This window comes from Actinomadura sp. WMMA1423, assembly GCF_006547145.1.
Classification (GTDB): Bacteria; Actinomycetota; Actinomycetes; order Streptosporangiales; family Streptosporangiaceae; genus Spirillospora.
The window spans coordinates 4,919,309-4,941,139 of the sequence record NZ_CP041244.1; the positions used below are offsets into that span (position 1 = coordinate 4,919,309).

Here is a 21,831-nt window from a genome sequence, read left to right on the forward strand (position 1 = left end):
TCCTCCTCCTATCAGGTTGTGACCTTCACCGGCTCCGGAACTCGTCGCCGGGCCGGAGCCTTGAGCAGCGCGACCGCGGCCACGGCGCCCGCCAGCGCGATCCCGGCCGAGACGTCGAACGCCGCGCGGTATCCGGCGGCGGGGCCCGTCCCGTCCGTCCAGGACAGGAGGGCGGTGGTCGCGACGGCCGCGCCGACCGCGCCGCCGAGCTGGAACGCCGCCGTGTTGATCCCGGAGGCCAGGCCCGCGTCACCGTCCGCGGCCCCGGCCAGGGCGGCGACCGACCCGGCCACCCCGGACGCCCCCAGCCCGAACCCGAGAAGTGCCAGGCCGGGCAGCAGGCCGGTCGCGTAGCCGCCGGCCGGCAGCCGGGCCGGCGCGAGGCACCCGGCCGCCATGAGCGCCAGGCTCAACGGCGCGACCGCACGCACGGTGATCCGCCGGAGCGCCGCCTGCGCCGCGAAGGAGCCGGCGACCGCCGCCACCGGCAGCGCCGCCGCGGCGAATCCGAACGCGAGCGGCGAGTAGCCGAGGACGCCCTGCGCGTACCGCGACATCGCGAGCGAGGTCCCGACGACCGCCATCGCCGCCGCCAGCGTGACCGCGTTCCCGCCGGTCAGCCGCCGGGAGCGGAACGTGCGCAGCGGGACGAGCGGAGCCGCCGACCGCGACTCGGCCAGCACGAACACCGCCCCCGCGGCGACCGCCACCGCCAGCGCCCCGGCCGTCCACGCGCTCGCCCAGCCCGCCTCGGGGATCCGGACGACCCCGTACACCGCGGCCGACACCGCCAGCGTCACGGTCAGCGCGCCCACAGGATCGTAGGCACGGCGCGCCGCGCCCCGGCTCTCCTCGAGCAGGACCGGGCCGAGGGCGAGCAGGAGCACCGCGACGGGGACGTTCAGGAAGAAGATCGACCGCCAGCCGGGCCCGTCCGTGAGCGGACCGCCGATCAGCAGCGCCGCCGTGGCGCCGAACCCTCCGACACTGGCCCACACGGCGATCGCCCGGTTCCGCTCCGGCCCCTCGGGGAACGCCGCGACCACGATCGACAGCGCGCTCGGCGCCATCAGCGCAGCCGACACTCCCTGCGCGACGCGCGCGGCGACGAGCATCCCGCCGCTCCAGGCCGACCCGCACAGCAGCGAGGCCACGAGGAACAGGGCCGTCCCGGCGAGGAAGGTCCGGCGCCGTCCGGCCAGGTCGGCCATCCGCCCGCCGAGCAGCAGCAGCCCCCCGAACCCGAGCAGGTAGGCGCTCAGCACCCACTGCGCGCCGCCGCCGGTGAACCCGAGGTCGCGCTCGATCGACGGCAGCGCCAGGAGCACGATCTGCGAATCCAGGATCACCATGAAGTTCGCCGCGCACAGCAGCCCCAGCACCGTCCAGCGGCGCGCGTCCGCGTCCATGTCCCCTCCTTCGCCCGTTCACCTCTCTCCCTGTCGACACTCGGGCCCGGCCGATTTCGACACCCGCGGGGAGGAAACTTCGCGAAGGGGGTTCGGCCGGGCTGTTTACGCTGTGAGCGTGCAGCCGTTCCGTACAGAACGTACAGAAGGCAGAGTTCTCCCATGAGGCTTCTGATGCTGGGCGGGACGGAGTTCGTCGGACGGGCCATCACCGAGGAGGCCCTCGCCCGCGGCTGGGACGTCACGGTCTTCCACAGGGGGCGCCATGAGCCGCCCCAGGGAGTCCGGTCATTGCACGGTGACCGCATCGCCGAGGGCGGTCTCCAGGCCCTGGAAGACGGCGAATGGGACGCCGTCGTCGACACCTGGTCCGGGGCGCCGACCGCCGTCCGCGACACCGCGCGCCTGCTCGGCGGCCGTGCCGGACGGTACGTCTACATCTCCAGCCGCTCGGTGTACCGGTTCCCCGAGCCGGCCGGGCTCGGGGAGGAAGCCGAGGTGGTGGACGGCTCCTCGGACGACGGCGGCGACGTCGACTACGCGGCGGCGAAGCGCGGCGGGGAACTGGCGGCGCTCGACGTGTTCGAGGACGGCGCGCTCCTGGTGCGGGCGGGTCTCATCCTCGGCCCCTACGAGAACATCGGACGGCTGCCCTGGTGGCTGACGCGCATGGCGCGGGGAGGCGACGTCCTCGCGCCCGGCCCGCGGGACGCGGGCCTGCAGTACATCGACGCCAGGGACCTCGCCGCGTGGACTCTGGACGCCGTCGAGCACGGGCTCGGCGGCCCCTACGACCTCGTCAGCCCACCCGGCCACACGACGATGGCCGAGCTGCTCCAAGCCTGCGTCGAGGTGACCGGCTCGGACGCGAAGCTCGTCTGGACGGCCCCGGAGAGGATCCTGGCAGCGGGCATACGGCCGTGGATGGACCTCCCCGTCTGGCTCCCGCCCGGCGAGGACTACGACACCCTCCACAGAGGCGACGTCACCAAGGCCCTGTCCGCTGGGCTGCGTTGCCGGCCCGTCCGGGAGACGGTCGCGGACACCTGGGAGTGGCTCCGGTCGATCGGCGGCACGGCCCCGCAGCGTTCCGACCGTCCGGTGCTCGGTCTCGACCCCGAGAAGGAGAAGGAGGTCCTGGGGGCGCGCTGACCTCCTGTCCCGGCGGGAGATCGCCGGTATCGCGGCCCGGTGGTGCACGACATGTCACCGGGCCGCGAGGTGGACACACCGGGCGCATGTCCGCTAGAGAGCCTTCTATGACCGCTTTGGTACTCGGCCCCCACCTCCGGCACGTGAGTCACCACACCGCGACGATCTGGGTGGAGACCGACCGTCCGTGCGAGGTCAGGGTCGTCAACCGGGAGCAGGGGGTGGACGCCGCCGCCCGCACCTTCACGGCGCACGGCCACCACTACGCCATCGTCGAGATCGACGGGCTCGCGCCGGGGGCGCGGATCCCGTACGAGGTGGAGGCGGACGGCGAGACCGTCTGGCCCGAGGCCGGCTCCGGGCTCCCCCCGTCCAGCATCAGGACGCTGCGCGAGCACGGCCTGCTCCGCATCTCCTTCGGCTCCTGCCGCCGCTCGCCCGGCACCGTGGAGGAGTACGGGCACGACGCCCTCACCGCGTTCGCGGAGAGGCTCCGGACCGGCGGGGACGACGTCGAGTGGCCGGACGTCCTGCTCATGGTCGGCGACCAGGTGTACGCCGACGAGCTGACCCCCCAGATGCGCGAGTTCATCAGCGGCCGCCGCGCCCCGGGCTCGCCCCCGGACGACGAGGTCGCCGACTTCGAGGACTACACGCAGCTCTACAAGCTCGCCTGGCACGACGACACGGCCGTGCGGTGGCTGCTGTCCACCGTCCCCACGTTCACGATCTTCGACGACCACGACATCCGGGACGACTGGAACACCTCGTACACGTGGCGCCGGCAGATGTGGTCGCAGCCCTGGTGGAAGGCCCGCATCACGGGCGGCATCGGGTCTTACTGGATCTACCAGCACCTCGGGAACATGTCGCCGCAGGAGCGGGCCTCCGATCTGGTGTTCAAGTCCGTCCGCGCGGCCTCGGACGGCACCGGCGACGCGGGCGCCGTCCTGGACGAGTTCGCCGAGAAGGCCGACAAGCAGCCCGAGACCATGCGCTGGAGCTACGCCCACGACTGGGGCGGCACCCGCCTGATCGTCGTCGACAGCCGCTGCTCCCGCCTGCTCACCGCCGACCGGCGCGGCATGCTCGACGACGACGAGTTCGACTGGCTGGACGGCCAGTGCCAGGGCGGCATGGACCACCTGCTCATCGCCAGCTCGCTCCCCTACCTGCTGCCCATGGCGATCCACCACGCCGAGTCGTGGAACGAGGCCCTCGCGGGCGGCGCATGGGGGAAGCGTGCCGCCGCGCTCGGCGAGAAGATCCGCCAGGCCGCCGACCTGGAGCACTGGGCCGCCTTCGAGAGCTCGTTCCGCAAGGTCGCCGCCGGGGTCGTCGCCGTCGGGCGGGGGGAGCGGGGCCCCGCGCCCGCCAGCATCTCGTTCCTGTCCGGCGACATCCACTACTCCTACCTGGCGCGGATCACCAGGCCCGCCACGCAGTCGAAGATCACCCAGGTCGTCTGCTCGCCCCTGCGCAACCCCCTGGAGGGCAAGTTCCGGTGGGCGAACCGCATCGCCCACTCGCGGGCCGCCGGCCGGCCGTTCCGCGCGCTGGCGAGGTCGGCGAAGGTGCCCGCCCCGCCGATCCGGTGGCGGATGACGGACGGCCCCTGGTTCGACAACGCCATCGCCACCGTCGAACTGTCCGGACGCGACTGCGGCGTGCGCTGGGAGACGCCGGGGGAGACCGGAACGTTGTCCGAAATGGGGCGTACCGACATCACGTGAACGCGCGGCCGCGTCTCCACCAGCCTCGCCGGAGCAGACGCGTCGCCGCGCGGACGGCCCGGCCCGGCATGCCCTCCGCACTCCCCTGACGGCGTCGCGTCCCGGCCAAGAAGCAACTCGCTCTGATATCTGTGACCAAACCGAGCGACAACAAGTGGTCAATCAGTCACAATGAGCAAGCATGGAGCGAGGAGAGGACGCGGCCAGGCCCGGTGACCCCGAGGCCGGCGACGACGCGCTCATCTGCCGGATCCGCGCGGGCGACGACGCCGCCTACGAGACCCTCTACGAGAGGCACCTGCCGGCCGCCCGCAGGCTCGCCTCCCAACTGGCCGGGCGCGACGCCGCCGACGCCGCCGTCCATGACGCCTTCGCCAAGGTCCTCGCGGTGCTGAAGCTCGGCGGCGGCCCCGATTCCGGTTTCCGGCCCTACCTCCTCACGGCCGTGCGGCGGGCCGCGCTCGACCGGCAGCGGGCGGGCCGGCACGCCCACCGCACGGGCGACACCGGGGCGCATGACACCGGGGAGCTCTTCGACGACCCCGCGGCCGAGGAGTTCGAGCGTTCGGCGGTCGCGCGCGCGTTCCTCACGCTGCCCGAACGCTGGCAGACCGCGCTCTGGTACACCGAGGTCGAGGACGCGAAGCCCGCCGAGGTCGCCCCGATCCTCGGCCTGGACGCGGTCGACGCCGCCGCCCTCGCCCGCCGGGCCCGCGACGGGCTGCGGCAGGCCTACCTCCGGATGCGTCTGGAGGAACTCGAAGCCGAGGACGGGTGCCGTCCCGTCCTGGCCAAGCTCGGCGACTACGTGAGGGACGTCCTCCCCCACCGCGACTCCCGAAGGGTCAAGCGGCACCTGGGCCGCTGCAAGCGCTGCAGGGGCCTCCACGGGGAGCTCGCGCAGGTGAACACGGCGCTGCGCGACCTCGTCGGCCCGCTCGTCCTCGGCTCGGCGAGCACCGCCTATCTGCCGCCCAGAGGCGGGCTGTTCCCGTGGTCGTGGCGCTCGCCCCGGCGGCAGCGGATGTTCGCCGCCGCCGCGGTGGCCGTCGCCGGAGCGGCGGCGCTCGGTCTGGCGCTCGTGTCCGGCGAGCAGCCCTCGCGCGTCCGGCCCGCACCGCCGCCCGCCGCCGGGCCGGCCGCCCCCAGGCCCCCCGCCGCGGCGCCGCCCGCGGCCAAGGCCCCCGCCGCGAAGCAGCAGGCCGCGCCCCACGTGTTCGTCCGGGCGGTGGCGGCCGCGCCCCGGATCAGGCCGTCCCGCCCGGCGCCGAAACCGCGGCCCGAGCCCCGTCCCCACGCCGCCCCACCCGAGGACGAGCCCTCCGTGCCCCGTCCGACACCGCCCGCCCCTGTGAAGATGCAAGAGACCCCGGGAGGCCTGCTGGTCCACATCGAAATGCGGGTTCCGCTGACGCACACCGAAGTACGCGTCCGCTTCGACATCGACATGCCGGACTGCGAGACCCGCTTCATATGGCACCGCACCAGCCAATGGCACCGCCCCGTCCACCGGGCACCGCGCCCTTTCACGGCCGCCACGGGGAGTTGAAGCGGGGGTCGCGGGCACGTCCCCGCTGAACCCGCCACCTGATTCTTCCCGTAAAGATCCTCCGGAAGAGCCGGACGGGGCCTAAAGGGCTGGTAGCGTCCGCCGCGGCCCCCGAATCCTTGTTACCGGGGAGTCGCCAACCGGCGGCTTGCCATGAAAGAGTGGCGAATCGCCGTAACGGCCTACCGGGCAGACGGGCTTCACTACGCTATAAGCGCCAGGGGTCGTTACGCCGGAGTGGGCACGCTGTGAACTCCCGTGTTGAGGAAGGACGGTGCCGCATGGATCGCTGCGCGCTGTTCGTGGACGCCGGCTACCTGCTGGCGGACGGTGCCATGGCGGTACACGGCACGCGCCATCGCGAGACCGTCTCCTGGGACTTCGGCGGCCTCCTGCAACTCCTCGGCAACCTCGCCAGGGAGCGCACCGGCATGCCGTTGCTGCGCTGCTACTGGTACGAGGCGACGGTCGAGGGGCGCCGCACCCCCGAGCACGACGCGCTCGCCGACCTGCCCGGCCTCAAGCTGCGGCTCGGGCGGATCCGCCCCGGCCGCCGCGAGGGCGTCGACGCCGAGATCCACCGCGACCTGATGACGCTGGCCCGCAACTCCGCGCTCGCCGACGCCGTCGTGGTGAGCGGCGACGAGGACCTCGCGCAGGTCGTCGCGGACGCCCAGGACCTCGGCGTCCGCGTCACGATCGTGCACGTCGCCGTCGACGGCAACTGGACGATCTCCCGCGTCCTGCGCCAGGAGTGCGACGACCTCATCGAGATCGGCTCCGGCCACCTGCGCCCCTACGTCAACCTGCTCGCCGGCGCCGACGCGGGCTCCTCGCTCGGGACGAGCCCGCTGTCCAACGGGCACGGCGGCACGAACGGGCACGCGGGCTCGCTCGGCCCGCTCCAGACGACGTCGAGCAACGGGCCGCCTCCCGCGTCCCCGCTGAGCGTCCCGCCCTCGACCCCGGCCCCTGCCGTCCGCGACCTCGGCCCCGCCATGACCGGCGGGCTGGGCGGATCCGCGTCGCCCGGCGGTCCCGGGCCCGGTCCCGGCCCCGGCGTCGGCACCGGCCCCATGCCGCTGCCCGGCGGCGCGGGCGGCCCGCTCTCCGGATCGCCCTACGGCACGGGCGGGCAGCCGCTCCCGCCGCAGCCCGCCCCGACCGCGGGACCGTCCTCGACGCACGCCCCGGCCCCGTCCGCACCCCCACCGGGCCTCGGCCCGCAGTACTCCTCCTCGCCCGTCCCGGCGCCCTCCCCGCCGCCGCCCCCGCAGACCCTCCAGTCGCAGACCATGCAGTCCGGCGGCCAGCAGCACGGCCCCTACACCGGCCCGCAGCAGATCTCGCCCCTCCCGGTGCAGCAGACGCCCACCCTCTCGGACGCCGTCAAGGCCGCCCACCAGGAGGGCCAAGACTTCGGTGAGTCCGTGGCAAGGGACGCCCCCGCGCTGTGGCTGGAGGCCGTCCTCGCCCGCAAGCCGCGCATGCCGTCCGATCTCGAGGCCAGGCTCCTGCAGGGCTCCTCCCTGCCCATCGACTTCCTCCTGCACGACGAGGTGCGCCACGCCCTGCGCCGGGGCTTCTGGGACGCGCTCGAACGTTCACGCAGGTGACCGGACGCTCATTAGCACCGGTATTCCACGATCATCATCGATTCGCCCGCTTCGGCCGGGCGGTGCCGGGTAGCGTTGAACCGTGACGCATGTGACGGAAGACGATCTCGACGATCTGGAGTTCGACACCCTGCGCACCGGCGATCACATCTCGGCGGCCCGCCGGCTGTCCGAGCTGGCCGAGTCGGTGTCCGGCGGAGTGTCACGCGCCAACGTCCTGCTGCGCGCGGGCGAGCAGTGGCAGCACGCCGGCGACCACGCCAGGGCCGCCGAGCTGTACCGCCAGGCCATGGACGACGGCGGCGAGACCTACGGCGACCCGCGCGCCTACCTCGCCGACGCGCTCTTCGAACTGGGCCGCGCCGACGAGGCCCGCACCCTGGTCGAGCAGATCCGCGCCGACAGGCCGCGCGACCCCGAGGTGTACCGGGCCGTCGCCGAGGTGCTCTACGCCCAGGGCGACGCGACCGGCGCCCACGAATGGGCCACCAGCGGTGCCGACGTCGTCCTGGCCCTCCGCGACCGCGCGGTGGGCACCGGCATAGGCGGCGGCCCCGACGAGGGCCCGCCCCCCGAAGCCGACTCCCTGACCCCGGGCCTGGACGACGTAGCCCTCGCCGAAGACAGCCTCGAGGCCCTCCTACGCCTCCGCTACCGCGCCCGCATAGACCTGGGCCGAAGCGAAGACGACTACGACGCCCTGCTGGACGACCTCTTGAAATCCCAGGGGTAGCTGTGTCTTCCCAGGGGGGCGACCCCCAGGGAATTACAGCCTGGTTATCAGTTCGCTTAGGGATTGGGCTACTGCCGTGGGGGGCTCGTGCTCGGTTGTGGGCCAGGCGCGTAGGTGGGCCTCTCTGACGGCCTGGTCGTGGTCGGAGGAGGCGGAGCGGTCCGAATGGGTGCGGAGGTAGCCGCAGGGCGCCTCGGGCCAATCTGGGGCCGTGGGGAGGTCTTCCTGGGGGGCGTCGTGGTCGTGCCGGGCCGGGCGGGGGAGGTCGGCGTCGACGAAGACGTAGGCGCCGACGGGGCGGTGGGCGGCGCGCTGGGCGAGGGAGATGCCCGGCAGCAGGGGGCCCGCGGCGCCGTGCGCCACCAGGACGAGCGGGGCGACCGGGTCGGTCGCGGTGATGGTCAGCGACACGCGGGCGATGTAGCGGGGGCCGGCGGCGTCCGGGACGTCCGGGGCGACCACGTCCAGGCCGTACGAGCGGAGCATCTCGGGCAGGTCGCCCCAGGAGGCCGCGGTGGCGCCGGGGGCGTGCAGCAGGACGACGGTTCCGGGTGTCACCCCGCGAACCGTACACGCCGGGGCCGGGGCGCGTACGCAGGGTGAATAGGGTTCTGCACGTGAGCGATCGTGATGAGCTGCTGCAGAAGATCAAGGACAAGGCCGTGGTGCACGGGGACTTCGTGCTGTCCTCGGGCAAGCGCGCGTCCTGGTACGTGGACCTCCGCCGGGTGACGCTGGACGGGGCCGCGGCCCCACTGGTGGGCCGGGTCATGCTGGACGAGACCGCCGACCTGGACTACGACGCCGTCGGCGGGCTCACGCTCGGGGCCGACCCGGTGGCGACCGCGATGCTGCACGCGGCGGCGGCACGCGGGAGGGGGCTGGACGCGTTCGTCGTCCGCAAGGCGGGCAAGGCCCACGGGCTTCAGCGGCGGATCGAGGGGCCGGACGTGGCGGGTCGCCGCGTCCTCGCGGTGGAGGACACCTCGACCACGGGCGGCTCCGTCCTCACCGCGGTGGAGGCGCTCCGCGAGGCCGGGGCGGAGGTGGTCGCGGTCGCGACGATCCTGGAGCGCGGCGCCGCCGGCCGGATCGCCGAGGAGGGCCTGGAGTACCGGCACCCCTATGACGTCGCGGACCTGGGCATCGGCTAGCGGGCCTTGACGAACCACTCGCCGCGCTGCCCGTTGACCATGCGCGGCTGGACCTTGCCGTAGATCACGACCTGGACGGCGCCGCCGTTGGAGGCGACGACCTGCAGGGGCGACTCCTTGAACTGGAGGGTGTCGCCGGTGTTGAGGGGGCCGTTGGCGAGGACCTTGCCGCCCGCGTCGGCGACGCGGACGACGACCTTCGTGGGCTGGCCGGTCACGCGGATCACCAGCGGGAGCGCCGCCGTGGGCGAGGTCTTGGTCTCGCTGCTGCTCGGAGTCGTCCGCCCGCCGTCGCCCGACGGCGAGGCGCCCGTTGCCGGGCCCTTCTTGTCGGGTTCGCTCATTACCGCGTTGACGAGCGCCATGCCCCCGACGATGAGCAGGGCCAAGGCGGCCATCACGGCCAAGGCCGCGATCAGTATGCGCGCGAGACCCCTAGGGTCCGACCGGTGACGTCCCACATGGGGAGGTTAGCGATAACTGTCACCGCTGAGCGACGGACGGGACTCTTCCGGACCATTCTTATTCGGACCGTGGTCCGCTTTGCGCCCCTTCAGGACCTCCCGAATGATCGGAATGACCGAAAGGACCAGGATGACCGCTACGCCCGGGAGGATGTACTTCTCAATGTCGGGCACTTCGGACCCGAGGAAGTGCCCGAGGAGGAACAGCGCGTCCGTCCAGACGATGCCGCCGATCGCGTTCCAGACGAAGAACTTCTTCGCGTCCATGCCGAGCGTCCCGGCGAGCGGGTTCAGGAAAGTCCGGACAATCGGGATGAACCGGGCGAGCACCACGGCCTTGGCGGGGCCGAACCGGTTGAAGTAGTACTCGGCCTTCTCCACCCACTCCTGCTTGAAGATCCGGGAGTCGGGCCGGTCGAAGAGCTTGCGGCCGTACCGGGCGCCGAGGAAGTGGCCGAGCTGGGCGCCGGCGATCGCCGCCACCGGGCCGCCGACCAGCAGCCAGGGCAGCGACAGCGGCTGGAACTCCTGCCCGTTGACGGTGGAGACCGCCGTGAGGATCCCCGCCGTGAACAGGAGCGAGTCGCCCGGAAGGATGCAGCCGATCAGCAGGCCGGTCTCCGCGAAGATGATGGCGAGCACGCCGACCGTCGCGAACGTGCCGAAGAGCTGCAGCCACGCGGTGGGGTGCAGCCACTCCATGATGTCAAGGGGAAGGGCAGTGAGATCCACACCGCGAGCGTACCTTTCCCCGCGCTCCCATAAGGCGGGATACTGAGCGCGGACGGCATGCCCGAACCGGAAACCGCGTGACCTGGGCACTCACTGGGTACGCGCATGTCCGGGAGCTACCGCCCGGCCGGATGCCCGGCGGCACCCTGCGTATGAAAGGACGCTGACAATGCCCATCGCAACGCCCGAGGTCTACGCGGAGATGCTCGACCGTGCCAAGCGCGACGGCTTCGCCTTCCCCGCGATCAACGTGACGTCCAGCCAGACGCTGAACGCCGCGCTGCGCGGGTTCGCGGAGGCCGAGAGCGACGGAATCGTGCAGGTGTCCACCGGCGGCGCCGAGTACCTGTCCGGCTCCACGGTGAAGGACATGGTCACGGGCGCGACCGCGCTGGCGGAGTACGCCCGGGTCGTGGCGGCCAAGTACCCGGTGAACATCGCCCTGCACACCGACCACTGCCCGAAGGACAAGCTGGACGGCTTCATGCGGCCGCTGGTGAAGATCTCCCAGGAGCGGGTGGCGCGCGGCGAGGACCCGCTGTTCCAGTCGCACATGTGGGACGGGTCCGCCGTCGAGCTGCACGAGAACCTGCAGATCGCGGCCGAGCTGCTGGAGGAGTGCGCCAAGGCCCGGATCATCATGGAGATGGAGATCGGCGTCGTCGGCGGCGAGGAGGACGGCGTCGCCAACGAGATCAACGAGAAGCTGTACACGACGCCCGGCGACGCCATCGCGACCGCCGAGGCCGTCGGCGTGGGCGAGAAGGGCCGCTACATCCTGGCCGCGACGTTCGGGAACGTGCACGGCGTGTACAAGCCGGGCTCGGTCAAGCTGCGTCCCGAGGTGCTCAAGGAGATCCAGGACGCGGTCGGCGCCAAGTACGGCAAGGACAGGCCGTTCGACCTGGTCTTCCACGGCGGTTCCGGCTCCACGCTGGAGGAGATCCGGGAGGCGGTGTCGTACGGCGTCATCAAGATGAACATCGACACCGACACCCAGTACGCGTTCACCCGTCCGGTCGCCGAGCACATGTTCCGCAACTACGACGGCGTGCTGAAGGTCGACGGCGAGGTCGGCAACAAGAAGCAGTACGACCCGCGCTCGTGGGGCAAGGCCGCGGAGACCGCGATGGCCGCCCGCATCGTCGAGGCCGCCGAGAACCTCCAGTCCGCCGGCAAGAAGCTGAAGTAGGGGAGCGGGCCGGGGGCCGCGCGGTCCCCGGCCGCGCCCGTTGCCTGACGAAACGCGGGTAGTGTCGGAAGCGTGGCACTGCCCCGCACGTACGAGTCGCAGAACTGCTCGGTCGCCCGCTCGCTGGAGGTCGTGGGCGACCGCTGGACGATGCTGGTGATCCGCAGCGCCTTCCAGGGCGTGCGTCGCTTCGACGACTTCCAGGACGCGCTCGGCGTGGCCCGCAACGTCCTCACCGACCGGCTCAACCGGCTCTGCGACGAGGGCATCATGCGCCGCGTCCCCTACCAGCGGCGGCCGGAGCGGCACGAGTACCGGCTGACCCGCAAGGGCGTGGAGCTGTGGCCCGCGGTCATGACCCTGATGATGTGGGGCGACCGCCACTACGCCCCCGACGGCCCGCCGCTGCTGATCGGCCATCGCGGCTGCGACGGCTCGCTGACCCCCCGGTTCACCTGCGGCTCCTGCGGCGCGCATCTCGGCCCCGCCGACGTCGATCCCCGGCCCGGCCCGAGCGCCTGAACGGCGCGGCGCTGCCGCCCACCATTCCTTCGAATCGTGCGCCTTTCCTCATAAAGGCCGACGTTTCGCTTTTTCGGTGCCGGTGAATATCGAATCGGGCGCGGCAGCCGATGAATTCTCCGCGCGGCGGCGGTCTGTCCCGGTGACCGTCACACCGAGCGGAGGAGCCGAATGCTCGAAGCGGCAGGCGCGTACACACCCCCTTCCTCGAACACGCCCCTCCCGTGGAGCGCGGACGGGCTGGAACGCTCGATCTGCTTCCTGCTGACCGCCGTCCAGCCCGTCACGCGGGCGATGCTCACGCGCCGGACGCCGTGCGCGGGTTGGGACCTCCAGATGCTGCTGCTGCACGTCGGCGACTCCCTCGCCGCGGTGCACGAGGGACTGTCCGCGGGACGGGTCGGCCTCCGTCCCATCGCCGTCGACCCGGTCCGCGACCCGGTGTCGGCGCTGCGCGTGCGCGCGGTCCGCGTGCTCCGCAGCGCCAGAGCGGCCGCCGGCTGCCCCGGCCGGGCGGCGGCGATCGGCGACCTGCGCATCCCGGACGGGCTGGTGGCGGGGGCGGGTGCGCTCGAAGCGGCCGTGCACGGCTGGGACGTCGCGCAGGCGACCGGCGCGAGGCGGCCCGTCCCTCCAGGCCTGGCCCTGGATCTGCTGGACGTGGCGGGAACTCTGGTCCCGCCGGGCGGGCGCCGCCCGCTGTTCGAAGAACCGGTCGAGCCCGCTCCGCAGGCCTCGCCCGGCGAGCGCCTCGTGGCCTTCCTCGGCCGCCGCCCGCCTCCCTGACGAGATCCGGCCGCCGCGGCGGCGCGCGAAGGAGGTTGCTTCACACAACTTTATGCGGTCCAATAAGTTGCGTGAAGCAACTCGATGTGCGCGGCGCCGCTCGCATTGACGCGACCCTGGACGACGTCCGGATCCGCCCGTACGGCGTCACCGACCGCGACCGCGTCCAGCGGATGTCGGACCGGCTGTCCGCCGCCAGCCTCTACACGCGCTTCTTCTCCGGCACGCCCCGCATCCCGGACCACTACGTCGGACTCCTGGACGGCCTCGACCACTGGGACCGCGAGGCCCTCGTCGCGCTGGACGGCGACGAGATCCTCGGCGTCGCCGAATACGTCCGCGACCGGGGGCGGCCCTGGCGCGCCGACCTCGCCGTCCTCGTCGCCGACCCCTGGCAGCGCCGGGGCCTCGGCCGCGCCCTCGTCGGCTGCCTGGCCGAGCTCGCGGGGCGGCGCGGCATCAGCGAGTTCGACGCGGACGTCATCCTCACCAACCGGCAGGCGCTCATGTTCGTCCGCAGCGGCTGGCCCGCGGCCCGCTCCACCCGGGACGGCGGCTCCGCGCACTTCCGCCTGCCGCTCCCCGTGCCCGCCTGACCCCGGCCGGTTGAATCCGCCCGGGGGTGCCCGCTTACCATGACCGGCATGACCCAGAACCTGCTCGGCGGCCCCGCTCCGACCGAACTTCCGGACAACGAAGAGGCCCGGACGGCCCTGGAGAACGGCATCGACCCGTTCGAGGTCGCCGCGCGCCACCCGGACTACCCGGGCGCCTGGGCCGAACTCGCCGACCGCTCCTTCGCCAAGGGCAGCGTCATCGACTCCTACGCGTTCGCCCGCACCGGTTACCACCGCGGGCTCGACCAGCTGCGCCGGGCCGGCTGGAAGGGCCACGGCCCCATCCCCTGGGAGCACGAGCCGAACCGCGGCTTCCTGCGCGCCCTGCACGCCCTCGCCCGGGCCGCCGCCGCCATCGGCGAGGACTCCGAGGCCGAGCGCTGCCGGACCTTCCTGCGCGACAGCAGCGCCGAGGCGGCCGACGCCCTGGGCGGTTCCTGACCCGCCCGGCCGGACGGACCGTCACCGGACGAGCGGCGCCCCCGGACCTCGGCCCGGGGGCGGATCCGCCTCCGGTTTCCTTGTCGCCCAGCTGAGGGTACGCTTTGATCGCAAGAGGCCCCTTCGCTTGCGGCGACCGGGGCCTTCGTCGTGGGAAGGAAAAGTGGCATGCCTGCCATCGTTCTTGTCGGTGCCCAGTGGGGAGATGAGGGCAAGGGCAAGGCGACAGACCTGCTCGGCGGGGACGTCGACTACGTCGTCCGCTACCAGGGTGGCAACAACGCCGGCCACACGGTGGTCATCGGCGACAAGAGCTACGCGCTGCACCTGCTGCCGTCCGGAGTGCTGTCGCCCGACGTCGTCCCCGTGATCGGCAACGGCGTGGTGATCGACCCGGCGGTGCTGCTCCAGGAGATCGACGGCCTGCGGGACCGCGGCATCGGCTGCGAGCGCCTGCTGATCTCGGCGAACGCGCACCTGATCATGCCCCACCACCGCGCCCTCGACAAGGTCACCGAGCGCTACCTCGGCAAGGCCCGGATCGGCACCACCGGCCGCGGCATCGGCCCCACCTACGCCGACAAGATCAACCGGATGGGCATCCGCGTCCAGGACCTGTTCGACCCGAACATCCTCACCCAGAAGCTCGACCTGGCCCTGCGCGAGAAGAACCAGGTCCTGACGAAGGTCTACAACCGCCGCCGCATCGAGACCGGGCCGATCGTCCAGGAGTACCTGGCCTACGGCGAGCGCCTCAAGCCGTTCGTGGCCGACACCACGCTCGTGCTGAACAAGGCGCTGGACGACGGCAAGGTCGTCCTGCTGGAGGGCGCGCAGGGCACCCTGCTGGACATCGACCACGGCACCTACCCGTTCGTGACGTCCTCCAGCCCTACCGCGGGCGGCGCGTGCGCCGGTTCCGGCGTCGGCCCCACCAAGATCACCCGTGTGATCGGCATCCTCAAGGCGTACACGACCCGCGTCGGCTCCGGGCCGTTCCCCACCGAGCTGCTGGACGAGCAGGGCGAGTACCTGCGCACGACCGGCGGCGAGTACGGCGTGACCACCGGCCGCGACCGCCGCTGCGGCTGGTTCGACGCCGTCATCGCCCGCTACGCCACCCGCGTCAACGGCATCACCGACTACTTCCTGACGAAGCTGGACGTCCTGTCCGGCCTCGAACGGGTCCCGGTGTGCGTCGCCTACGAGGTCGACGGCGTCCGGGTGGACGAGCTGCCCACCACGCAGACCGAGTTCCACCACGCCAAGCCCGTCCTGGAGTACCTGGACGGCTGGCAGGAGGACATCACCGGCGCCAAGACGTTCGAGGACCTGCCCGCGAACGCGCAGGCGTACGTCCGCGCGCTGGAGGAGATGTCCGGCGCCCAGATCTCCGCCATCGGCGTAGGCCCCGGCCGCGACCAGACCCTCTCCCTGAGGCCGCTCGTTTAATGCGCCTTTCTCCTCCTTCGGGCCTGGCGGCCCTCCATCGTCGAAAAACGCGGGCGATCGCTGGCATCGCTCCGTCTCGCCTTGGCGGCTCGCTTCGCGATCAGGTTCTCGCTTCGCTTGAACCTGCCTTCGGACGCGATCGCAACCATTGAGGTTGTCGCGTGGTTGCGGTGGTGGCCGGGGTCTGTGCCCGCGCGTTCGGTCACGGACGGTAGCGTTCGTTCGGTGATCTCCATCGTCGAAGTTCACGGGCATCGGGGGGCGCGTGGGCTCCGTCCGGAGAACACCCTGCCCGGCTTCGCCCACGCCCTCGACCTCGGCGTCGACGCGGTCGAGCTGGACGTGGGCCTGTCCTCGGACGGCGTCGTCGTCCTCGGCCACGACCAGGTGCTGTCCCCGTCCGTCCTCGCCGACACGGCTCCCGCGTGGCCGGACGACCCGGCCTACCCCTACGTCGGCAAGCCCGTCCGCGAGCTGTCCCTCGCCCAGCTGCGGACGCTCGACGCGGGCATGAGCTGCCCGGCCGCCCCGATGCCCGGGACCCGCATCCCCACGCTCGCTGAGGTGTGCGCCCTCCTGGCCCCCGCGGCCGTGGGGCTCTCCGTCGAACTCAAGACGGACCCGACCTGGACCGACGAGGAGGTGGAGCTCCTCACCGCCTCGGTGGCGGCCGTCCTGAGGGCCTTCGGCTGCACCGAGCGCGCCCGGCTCCTGGCCTTCGACTGGCGCGTGCTGGCCGAGGCCCGCCGCCACTACCCGGAGCTGGGCCGCGTCGCCCTCATGGAGCGCAAGACCCTGACCCCCGGCACCGGCTGGCTCGCGGGCCACTCCCCGGCCGACCCCGTCGCCGCCGCCTTCGCCCTGGGCGCCACGGCCGTCTCCCCCGAACACGCGATGACGACCCCCGCCCTGATCGCCCAGGCCCACACCCTGGACCTCCCGGTCAACGTCTGGACGGTCAACGACGAGGCCGACATGACCCGCTTCATAGACCAGGGCGCAGACGCCATAGTCACCGACTACCCAGACCGCCTGCACGCCCTCCTAGCGGCGGCCCCGGCTTTCTAGCTACAACCATCCGTTGCGGCGGAAGCCGCGGTGGAGGGCCATGCAGGCGAGGGTGATGATGGCGAGGATCATGGGGTAGCCGTACTGCCAGCGGGTCTCGGGCATGTGGTCGAAGTTCATGCCGTAGACGCCCGCGATGGCGGTGGGGACCATGAAGATCGCGCCCCAGGCGGAGATCTTGCGCATGTCCTTGTTGTCGGCGACGGTGACCTGGGTCATGTGCGCGTGGAGGATGGGGTTGAGGAGTTCGTCGTAGGACTCGACCTGCTCGCGGACGCGGGTGAGGTGGTCCTCGACGTCGCGGAGGTACTCCCTGATCTCGGCGGGGACGAAGCGCCGGCCGGACAGGCTGCGCAGCGGGCCGGCGAGCGGGCCGACGGCGCGCTTGAGCTGGATGACCTCGCGCTTGAGCCGGTAGATGCGCCGGGACTCGTCGGTGCGCTCGGGCGAGAAGACGGCCTCCTCGACCTCGTCGATGTCCTCCATGACGGCGTTGGCGACGCCGACGTAGCCGTCCACGACGCGGTCGGTGACGGCGTGCAGGACGGCGGCGGGGCCGAGGGCGAGGCGCCCGGGGTCCTTCTCGAGGTGGCGGCGGACGGGTCCGAGCGCGCCGTGGGCGCCGTGGCGGACGGTGACGACGAAGTCGGGGCCGCAGAACATCATGATCTCGCCGGTCTCGACGACCTCGGCGCCGCCGGGGCCGCTGGAGACGTAGCCGACGGTCTTCATGACGACGAAGTGGACGTCGTCGTAGCGCTCGAGCTTGGGGCGCTGGTGGGCGTGGATGGCGTCCTCGACGGCGAGGGGGTGCAGGCCGAAGACCTCGGCGAGGTCGCTCAGCTCGGCGGCGGACGGTTCGTGGAGGCCGACCCACACGAAGCCGGCGCTCTCGCCGTCGGGGATCAGCCGGCCGTCGCGCACCAGGCGGACGGCGTCGGCGACGGTGTCGGTGCTGACGCGGTGGCCGTCGATGTAGGCGGCCCAGTCGATGACGGCGGAGTCGCGGTTCGGAGCCTGCACGCCGCTGGGGCGGCCGCGCGTCTTGAAGAGCGCGCGGCTGGGGCGGACTCGTGTCATGGCCATGAGGTGCTCCTAACCCGCCGGCCACGCACGCAGCGCGCGCTCAACCCAGGCTGGTCAGCGAAGGGAGCGCGCGAGGGCGACGGCCGGGCGCCAGATGGAGGCGGACGGAGGGACAGTCCTGCCCGGACTGTGAGGGTTCTCTGGCGAACTGCAAGTATCACCAGGACTCATCCCGACCACCTCCTTTCACGCACCTCGACAGCGGGCGGTCAAGCCCGTCGCAGCCTACCAGCCGATATGTAGGACGCCGCCCGTATCGGTGAGGTTCACACGTCCCCGTGTGATGGCCGCCTCACCCCGCTGCATCCCCATCCGCGCAAGGGTTATGCGCGCCCGACGCGTGGGCTCGGACCAGTAAGCTCGCGACGTGCGAGTACTCGTCCTTGGATCGGGTGGCCGCGAGCATGCGCTCGTCTGCGCCCTGCACCGCGACCCTGCCGTCACCGCCCTCCACTGCGCCCCGGGCAATCCGGGCACGGCGGAGTTCGCGGACAACCACCAGCTCGATCCGACGAACCGCACGGCGGTGGTGGAGCTGGCCACGCGGCTCCGGGTCGGCCTGGTCGTCGTCGGTCCGGAGGCCGTGCTCGTGGCGGGCGTCGGCGACGCCCTGCGCAAGGCCGGCATCCCCTGCTTCGGTCCGGACCGGGCCGCCGCGAAGATCGAGGCGTCCAAGGCGTTCGCCAAGGAGGTCATGGCGGCGGCGGAGGTCCCGACCGCCGACTCCCGGGTCTGCGAGTCGACAGGGCAGGCCGAGGAGGCGCTCGACGCCTTCGGCCCGCCGTACGTGGTGAAGGACGACGGGCTGGCGGCCGGGAAGGGCGTCGTCGTCACCGAGAACCGCGACGAGGCGCTGCGCCACGCCGACGCCTGCGACCGCGTCGTGGTCGAGGAGTACCTGGACGGCCCCGAGGTCTCCCTGTTCGCGCTGTGCGACGGGCAGCACGCAGTCCCGCTGCTCCCGGCGCAGGACTTCAAGCGCGCCTACGACGGCGACGAGGGGCCGAACACGGGCGGCATGGGCGCCTACACGCCGCTGCCCTGGGCGCCGCCCGGCCTGGTGGACGAGGTCATGGCGACGGTCGTCCAACCCACGGTCGACGAGATGCGCCGCCGCGAGACCCCTTACGTAGGCGTGCTGTACGCCGGGCTCGCGCTGACGTCCAAGGGCGTGCGGGTGGTGGAGTTCAACGCGCGCTTCGGCGACCCGGAGACCCAGGTCGTCCTGGACCGGCTGGCCACCCCCCTCGGCACGCTCCTCCAGGCGTGCGCGATCGGCGGGCTCGACCCTGACCTGCGCCTCGAATGGCACCCGGGGTCGGCCGTCACGGTGGTCGTGGCCGCCGAGGGCTACCCCGCCGACCCGGTGAAGGGCGACGAGATCACCGGCCTGGCCGAGGCCGCCGCGGTGGAGGGCGCCTACGTGCTGCACGCGGGGACCAAGCTCGGCGGCGAGGGGCAGCCGGTCGCGAACGGCGGGCGCGTCCTGAACGTGGTCGGCACCGCGCCCGACCTCGCCCTCGCCCGCTCCGCCGCCTACGAGGCCGTGGCCAAGATCGGCCTGCGCGGCTCCCACCACCGCGGCGACATAGCTCTGAAGGCGAGCTCCATGCCATGATTACTTGATTACAAGTTAACAAGTAATCAAGCGAGGTCAGGCATGGCTTCCCCTTCCGCGCCCCCGGTCGAACCCGCGGGCGAAGAGGTCTACCGCGTCACGACGCTGGAGCTCTTCTTCGACCTGGTGTTCGTCTTCGCCGTGACCCAGCTCAGCCACGTCCTCGTGAAGGAACTGAACGTGCTGGGCCTGGTCCAGGTCGTGCTGATGTTCGGCGTCCTGTGGTGGATGTACGGCGGTTACGCCTGGCTCACGAACACCCTCACCCCCACGACGACGGGACGGCGCCTGCTCCTCCTGGTCGGGATGGCCGGGTTCTTCATGGTCGCGCTGGCCACCCCGACGGCGTTCAAGGGCGGCGGCGTCCTGTGGGGCCTCGGGTACCTGGTCCTGGTGCTCGCCCACGTGACGCTGTACGCGCAGGGCAATCCGCACATCCTGCGCGTGCTGCCGGCCAACCTCCTCGCGGCGGTGCTCATCATCGTCGCCGGGATCCTCGACCACGGGCCCGGGGTGTACGTGCTGTGGACGCTCGCGCTGGTCGTCCCGATCGCGCAGCCCTACATCGTGTCGCCGGGCGGGCTGTTCACCATCCAGCCCGCGCACATCGTCGAGCGGCACGGGCTGCTCGTCATGATCACGATCGGCGAGTCGGTGATCGCGGTCGGGGCGGGCGCCGAGCACGCGCACCTCGACGCGGGCCTGGTCGTCGCCGTGCTGCTCGGGCTGGCGCTCGCGGCCGCCGTCTGGTGGAGCTACTTCGCCAGGGACGACGAGCGCGCCGAGGAGTCGCTGACCGCCGCGGACGACGTGCGCCGCACCCAGATGACGATGTTCGGCTACTTCTACGCCCACATCCCGCTGGTCATCGGGATCATCGTCGCGGCGGCCGGCATGGGGCAGGCCGTCGGGCACGCCTGGGACGGCCTGCACACCGGCCCCGCGCTCGCGCTGGCCGGCGGCGTCGCGCTGTACCTGGCGGGCGACGTCGCGTTCCGCCGGATCGTGCGCATCGGGCCGTCCCGCATCCGGCTCGGCGCCGCCGCGGCCGCGCTCGCGGTCACCCCGCTCGGCCTCTGGCTGGCCGCCGCGGAGATCGCCGCCCTCGTGCTGGTGATCGCCGCCGCGCTCGCATTGGAACACGCGGCGACCCGGCCGGACGCGGCGGTTCCCGGCCTGGGACAATCGTCGGGTGATTGAGCGCTACACCCTTCCGGAGATGGGACGCGTCTGGAGCGACGCGCACAAGTACGAGCTGTGGTGCCAGGTGGAGGTCCTCGTCGTCGAGGCCCACGCCGAGGCCGGCACGATCCCCCCGGAGGTGGTGGAGCCGGTGCGCAAGGCGCCGCCGCCGACGCCGGAGGCGGTGCACGCGATCGAGGCGGTGACGCAGCACGATGTGATCGCCTTCCTGTCGGCGTGGGCGGACAACACCGAGCCCCGCGAGGCCGCCCGGTACGTCCACTTCGGCATGACGTCGTCCGACCTGCTCGACACGGCGCTCGCGCTCCAGCTCGTCGAGGCCACCGACATCCTGCTCGACAAGGCGGACGCGCTCGTCGCGACGCTGCGCGACCACGCGCTCGCCCACCGGGCCACGCTGCGGGTCGGCCGGACGCACGGCATCCACGGCGAGCCCGACGTGTGGGGCCACCGCGTCGCCGACTTCGCGTTCGCCATGGCCCGCTCGCGCGACCGGCTCCGGCGCGCCCGCGAGGCCGTGGGCGTGATGGCGATCTCCGGCGCGGTCGGGACGTACTCCAACATCGACCCGGCGATCGAGCTGCACGTCGCGCGCAGGCTCGGCCTGAAGGCCGCCGACGTGTCGACGCAGGTAGTCCTGCGGGACGGGATCAGCGAGTGGGTGTCGTCCCTGGCGATCATGGCGACGGTGTGCGAGGCGATCGCGCTCGAGGTGCGGCACGGCCAGCGCACCGAGGTGCGGGAGCTGTGGGAGCCGTTCGGCAAGGGCCAGAAGGGCTCGTCGGCGATGCCGCACAAGAAGAACCCGATCATCTCCGAGCGGCTGGCGGGGATGGCGCGGATCGTGCGGGCGCAGATCGTCCCGGTGCTGGAGGGCATCCCGCTCTGGCACGAGCGCGACATCTCGCACTCCTCCACCGAGCGGATCGCGCTGCCGGACGCCTCCATCGCGCTCGACTACATGCTGAACCTGACCAACCGCCTCATGTCCGGACTCGTCGTTGACGAGGCGCGCATGCGGGAGAACCTGGACTCGACCGGCGGCCTCATCTACACCTCGACCGTCCTGCTGGAGCTGGTCGAAGCGGGCATGTCGCGCGACGACGAGGCGTACCCCCTCGTCCAGAAGGCCGCCATGGAGACGTGGGAGACCGGCACGCCGTTCCGCGAGACGCTGCGCGCGCACGCGGCGGAGGCGGGCCTCACGCTGGACGAGAAGCGCCTGGACGAGGTGTGCCGCCCGGAGCGCTTCGTGGAGCGCCTCGGCCCGATGTTCGACCGCCTCACCGCCCTCGGTTAGGAGG

The 21,831-nt window shown here is 72.4% G+C and carries 22 protein-coding genes; 16 read left to right on the plus strand and 6 right to left on the minus strand.

The genetic code is table 11. The features are described 5' to 3' along the window. Positions 1-11: 11 nt before the first annotated feature. Positions 12-1,409, minus strand: coding sequence for an MFS transporter (locus tag FKD65_RS22730; RefSeq protein WP_141579401.1), 1,398 nt, complete (start codon positions 1,407-1,409; stop codon positions 12-14). Positions 1,410-1,571: 162 nt separating this feature from the next. On the opposite strand from FKD65_RS22730, the gene FKD65_RS22735 reads away from it, so the two are divergent. The 5 genes from FKD65_RS22735 (at position 1,572) to FKD65_RS22755 (ending at position 8,192) form a co-directional block, all read left to right on the plus strand. Beyond that, the gene (locus tag FKD65_RS22735; RefSeq protein WP_141579402.1) at positions 1,572-2,561 is read left to right on the plus strand and encodes an NAD-dependent epimerase/dehydratase family protein; all 990 of its coding nucleotides are present in this window, start codon (positions 1,572-1,574) and stop codon (positions 2,559-2,561) included. 107 nt (positions 2,562-2,668) lie between these two features. Next, positions 2,669-4,294 carry an alkaline phosphatase D family protein gene (locus FKD65_RS22740; RefSeq protein WP_141579403.1) on the plus strand — a complete coding sequence of 542 codons (1,626 nt, stop codon included), beginning with the start codon at positions 2,669-2,671 and terminating at the stop codon, positions 4,292-4,294. Between the two features lie 181 nt (positions 4,295-4,475). Next, positions 4,476-5,843 (plus strand): sigma-70 family RNA polymerase sigma factor, encoded by a 1,368-nt coding sequence (locus FKD65_RS22745; protein ID WP_141579404.1) that lies wholly within the window; start codon positions 4,476-4,478, stop codon positions 5,841-5,843. Positions 5,844-6,124: 281 nt separating this feature from the next. Then, positions 6,125-7,459: an NYN domain-containing protein gene (locus tag FKD65_RS22750; RefSeq protein ID WP_141579405.1), complete on the plus strand. Its 1,335-nt coding sequence runs from the start codon at positions 6,125-6,127 to the stop codon at positions 7,457-7,459. A gap of 82 nt (positions 7,460-7,541) precedes the next feature. After that, positions 7,542-8,192: a tol-pal system YbgF family protein gene (locus FKD65_RS22755; RefSeq protein ID WP_240809550.1), complete on the plus strand. Its 651-nt coding sequence runs from the start codon at positions 7,542-7,544 to the stop codon at positions 8,190-8,192. 33 nt (positions 8,193-8,225) lie between these two features. Here FKD65_RS22755 and FKD65_RS22760 read toward each other — a convergent pair whose 3' ends face one another. Next, a complete protein-coding gene (locus tag FKD65_RS22760) occupies positions 8,226-8,750 on the minus strand; it encodes a hypothetical protein (RefSeq protein ID WP_141579406.1) in 525 nt (174 codons plus the stop codon). Between the two features lie 59 nt (positions 8,751-8,809). Here FKD65_RS22760 and pyrE point away from each other — a divergent pair, with 59 nt between their 5' ends. Beyond that, positions 8,810-9,346: an orotate phosphoribosyltransferase gene (gene pyrE / locus FKD65_RS22765; protein WP_141579407.1), complete on the plus strand. Its 537-nt coding sequence runs from the start codon at positions 8,810-8,812 to the stop codon at positions 9,344-9,346. On the opposite strand, the gene FKD65_RS22770 is transcribed toward pyrE, so the two are convergent. Both FKD65_RS22770 and FKD65_RS22775 read right to left on the minus strand, forming a co-directional pair. Beyond that, positions 9,343-9,744 carry a RodZ domain-containing protein gene (locus FKD65_RS22770; protein ID WP_141579408.1) on the minus strand — a complete coding sequence of 134 codons (402 nt, stop codon included), beginning with the start codon at positions 9,742-9,744 and terminating at the stop codon, positions 9,343-9,345. The two genes, pyrE and FKD65_RS22770, sit on opposite strands and share 4 nt — an antisense overlap. Before the next feature lie 72 nt (positions 9,745-9,816). Further along, positions 9,817-10,542: a DedA family protein gene (locus FKD65_RS22775; protein WP_368367128.1), complete on the minus strand. Its 726-nt coding sequence runs from the start codon at positions 10,540-10,542 to the stop codon at positions 9,817-9,819. 169 nt (positions 10,543-10,711) lie between these two features. Here FKD65_RS22775 and fbaA point away from each other — a divergent pair, with 169 nt between their 5' ends. From fbaA to FKD65_RS22805, 6 genes are all read left to right on the plus strand, one after another. After that, complete coding sequence (gene fbaA / locus FKD65_RS22780) at positions 10,712-11,734, plus strand: class II fructose-bisphosphate aldolase (RefSeq protein WP_141579409.1); 1,023 nt, start codon at positions 10,712-10,714, stop codon at positions 11,732-11,734. A 72-nt stretch (positions 11,735-11,806) separates the two neighbouring features. After that, positions 11,807-12,256, plus strand: a complete 450-nt coding sequence (locus tag FKD65_RS22785) for a helix-turn-helix domain-containing protein (protein WP_141579410.1) — start codon at positions 11,807-11,809, stop codon at positions 12,254-12,256. Positions 12,257-12,427: 171 nt separating this feature from the next. Then, complete coding sequence (locus FKD65_RS22790; protein ID WP_141579411.1) at positions 12,428-13,042, plus strand: TIGR03086 family metal-binding protein; 615 nt, start codon at positions 12,428-12,430, stop codon at positions 13,040-13,042. 71 nt (positions 13,043-13,113) lie between these two features. After that, complete coding sequence (locus tag FKD65_RS22795; RefSeq protein WP_240809551.1) at positions 13,114-13,638, plus strand: GNAT family N-acetyltransferase; 525 nt, start codon at positions 13,114-13,116, stop codon at positions 13,636-13,638. 39 nt (positions 13,639-13,677) lie between these two features. Beyond that, positions 13,678-14,100, plus strand: a complete 423-nt coding sequence (locus FKD65_RS22800; RefSeq protein ID WP_141579412.1) for a DUF3151 domain-containing protein — start codon at positions 13,678-13,680, stop codon at positions 14,098-14,100. Between the two features lie 168 nt (positions 14,101-14,268). Continuing rightward, on the plus strand, positions 14,269-15,552 hold the full coding sequence (locus FKD65_RS22805; RefSeq protein ID WP_141579413.1) for an adenylosuccinate synthase: 1,284 nt from the start codon (positions 14,269-14,271) through the stop codon (positions 15,550-15,552). Here FKD65_RS22805 and FKD65_RS22810 read toward each other — a convergent pair. Next, positions 15,549-15,788, minus strand: coding sequence for a hypothetical protein (locus tag FKD65_RS22810; RefSeq protein ID WP_141579414.1), 240 nt, complete (start codon positions 15,786-15,788; stop codon positions 15,549-15,551). The genes FKD65_RS22805 and FKD65_RS22810 overlap by 4 nt on opposite strands. Between FKD65_RS22810 and FKD65_RS22815 the strand changes: the two genes are divergently transcribed. Continuing rightward, positions 15,778-16,620, plus strand: coding sequence for a glycerophosphodiester phosphodiesterase family protein (locus tag FKD65_RS22815; RefSeq protein WP_141579415.1), 843 nt, complete (start codon positions 15,778-15,780; stop codon positions 16,618-16,620). The two genes, FKD65_RS22810 and FKD65_RS22815, sit on opposite strands and share 11 nt — an antisense overlap. Here FKD65_RS22815 and FKD65_RS22820 read toward each other — a convergent pair whose 3' ends face one another. Next, positions 16,621-17,706, minus strand: a complete 1,086-nt coding sequence (locus FKD65_RS22820) for a magnesium and cobalt transport protein CorA (protein ID WP_141579416.1) — start codon at positions 17,704-17,706, stop codon at positions 16,621-16,623. It lies immediately after the preceding gene. Between the two features lie 367 nt (positions 17,707-18,073). On the opposite strand from FKD65_RS22820, the gene purD reads away from it, so the two are divergent. Genes purD through purB form a run of 3 tightly spaced genes read left to right on the plus strand, consistent with a single transcriptional unit; the run spans position 18,074 to position 21,827 of the window. Continuing rightward, positions 18,074-19,324: a phosphoribosylamine--glycine ligase gene (gene purD / locus FKD65_RS22825; protein WP_141579417.1), complete on the plus strand. Its 1,251-nt coding sequence runs from the start codon at positions 18,074-18,076 to the stop codon at positions 19,322-19,324. A 42-nt stretch (positions 19,325-19,366) separates the two neighbouring features. Further along, positions 19,367-20,524: a low temperature requirement protein A gene (locus FKD65_RS22830; RefSeq protein ID WP_141579418.1), complete on the plus strand. Its 1,158-nt coding sequence runs from the start codon at positions 19,367-19,369 to the stop codon at positions 20,522-20,524. Beyond that, the gene (gene purB / locus FKD65_RS22835) at positions 20,517-21,827 is read left to right on the plus strand and encodes an adenylosuccinate lyase (protein WP_141579419.1); all 1,311 of its coding nucleotides are present in this window, start codon (positions 20,517-20,519) and stop codon (positions 21,825-21,827) included. The genes FKD65_RS22830 and purB overlap by 8 nt, the downstream gene beginning before the upstream one ends. Positions 21,828-21,831 lie beyond the last annotated feature (4 nt).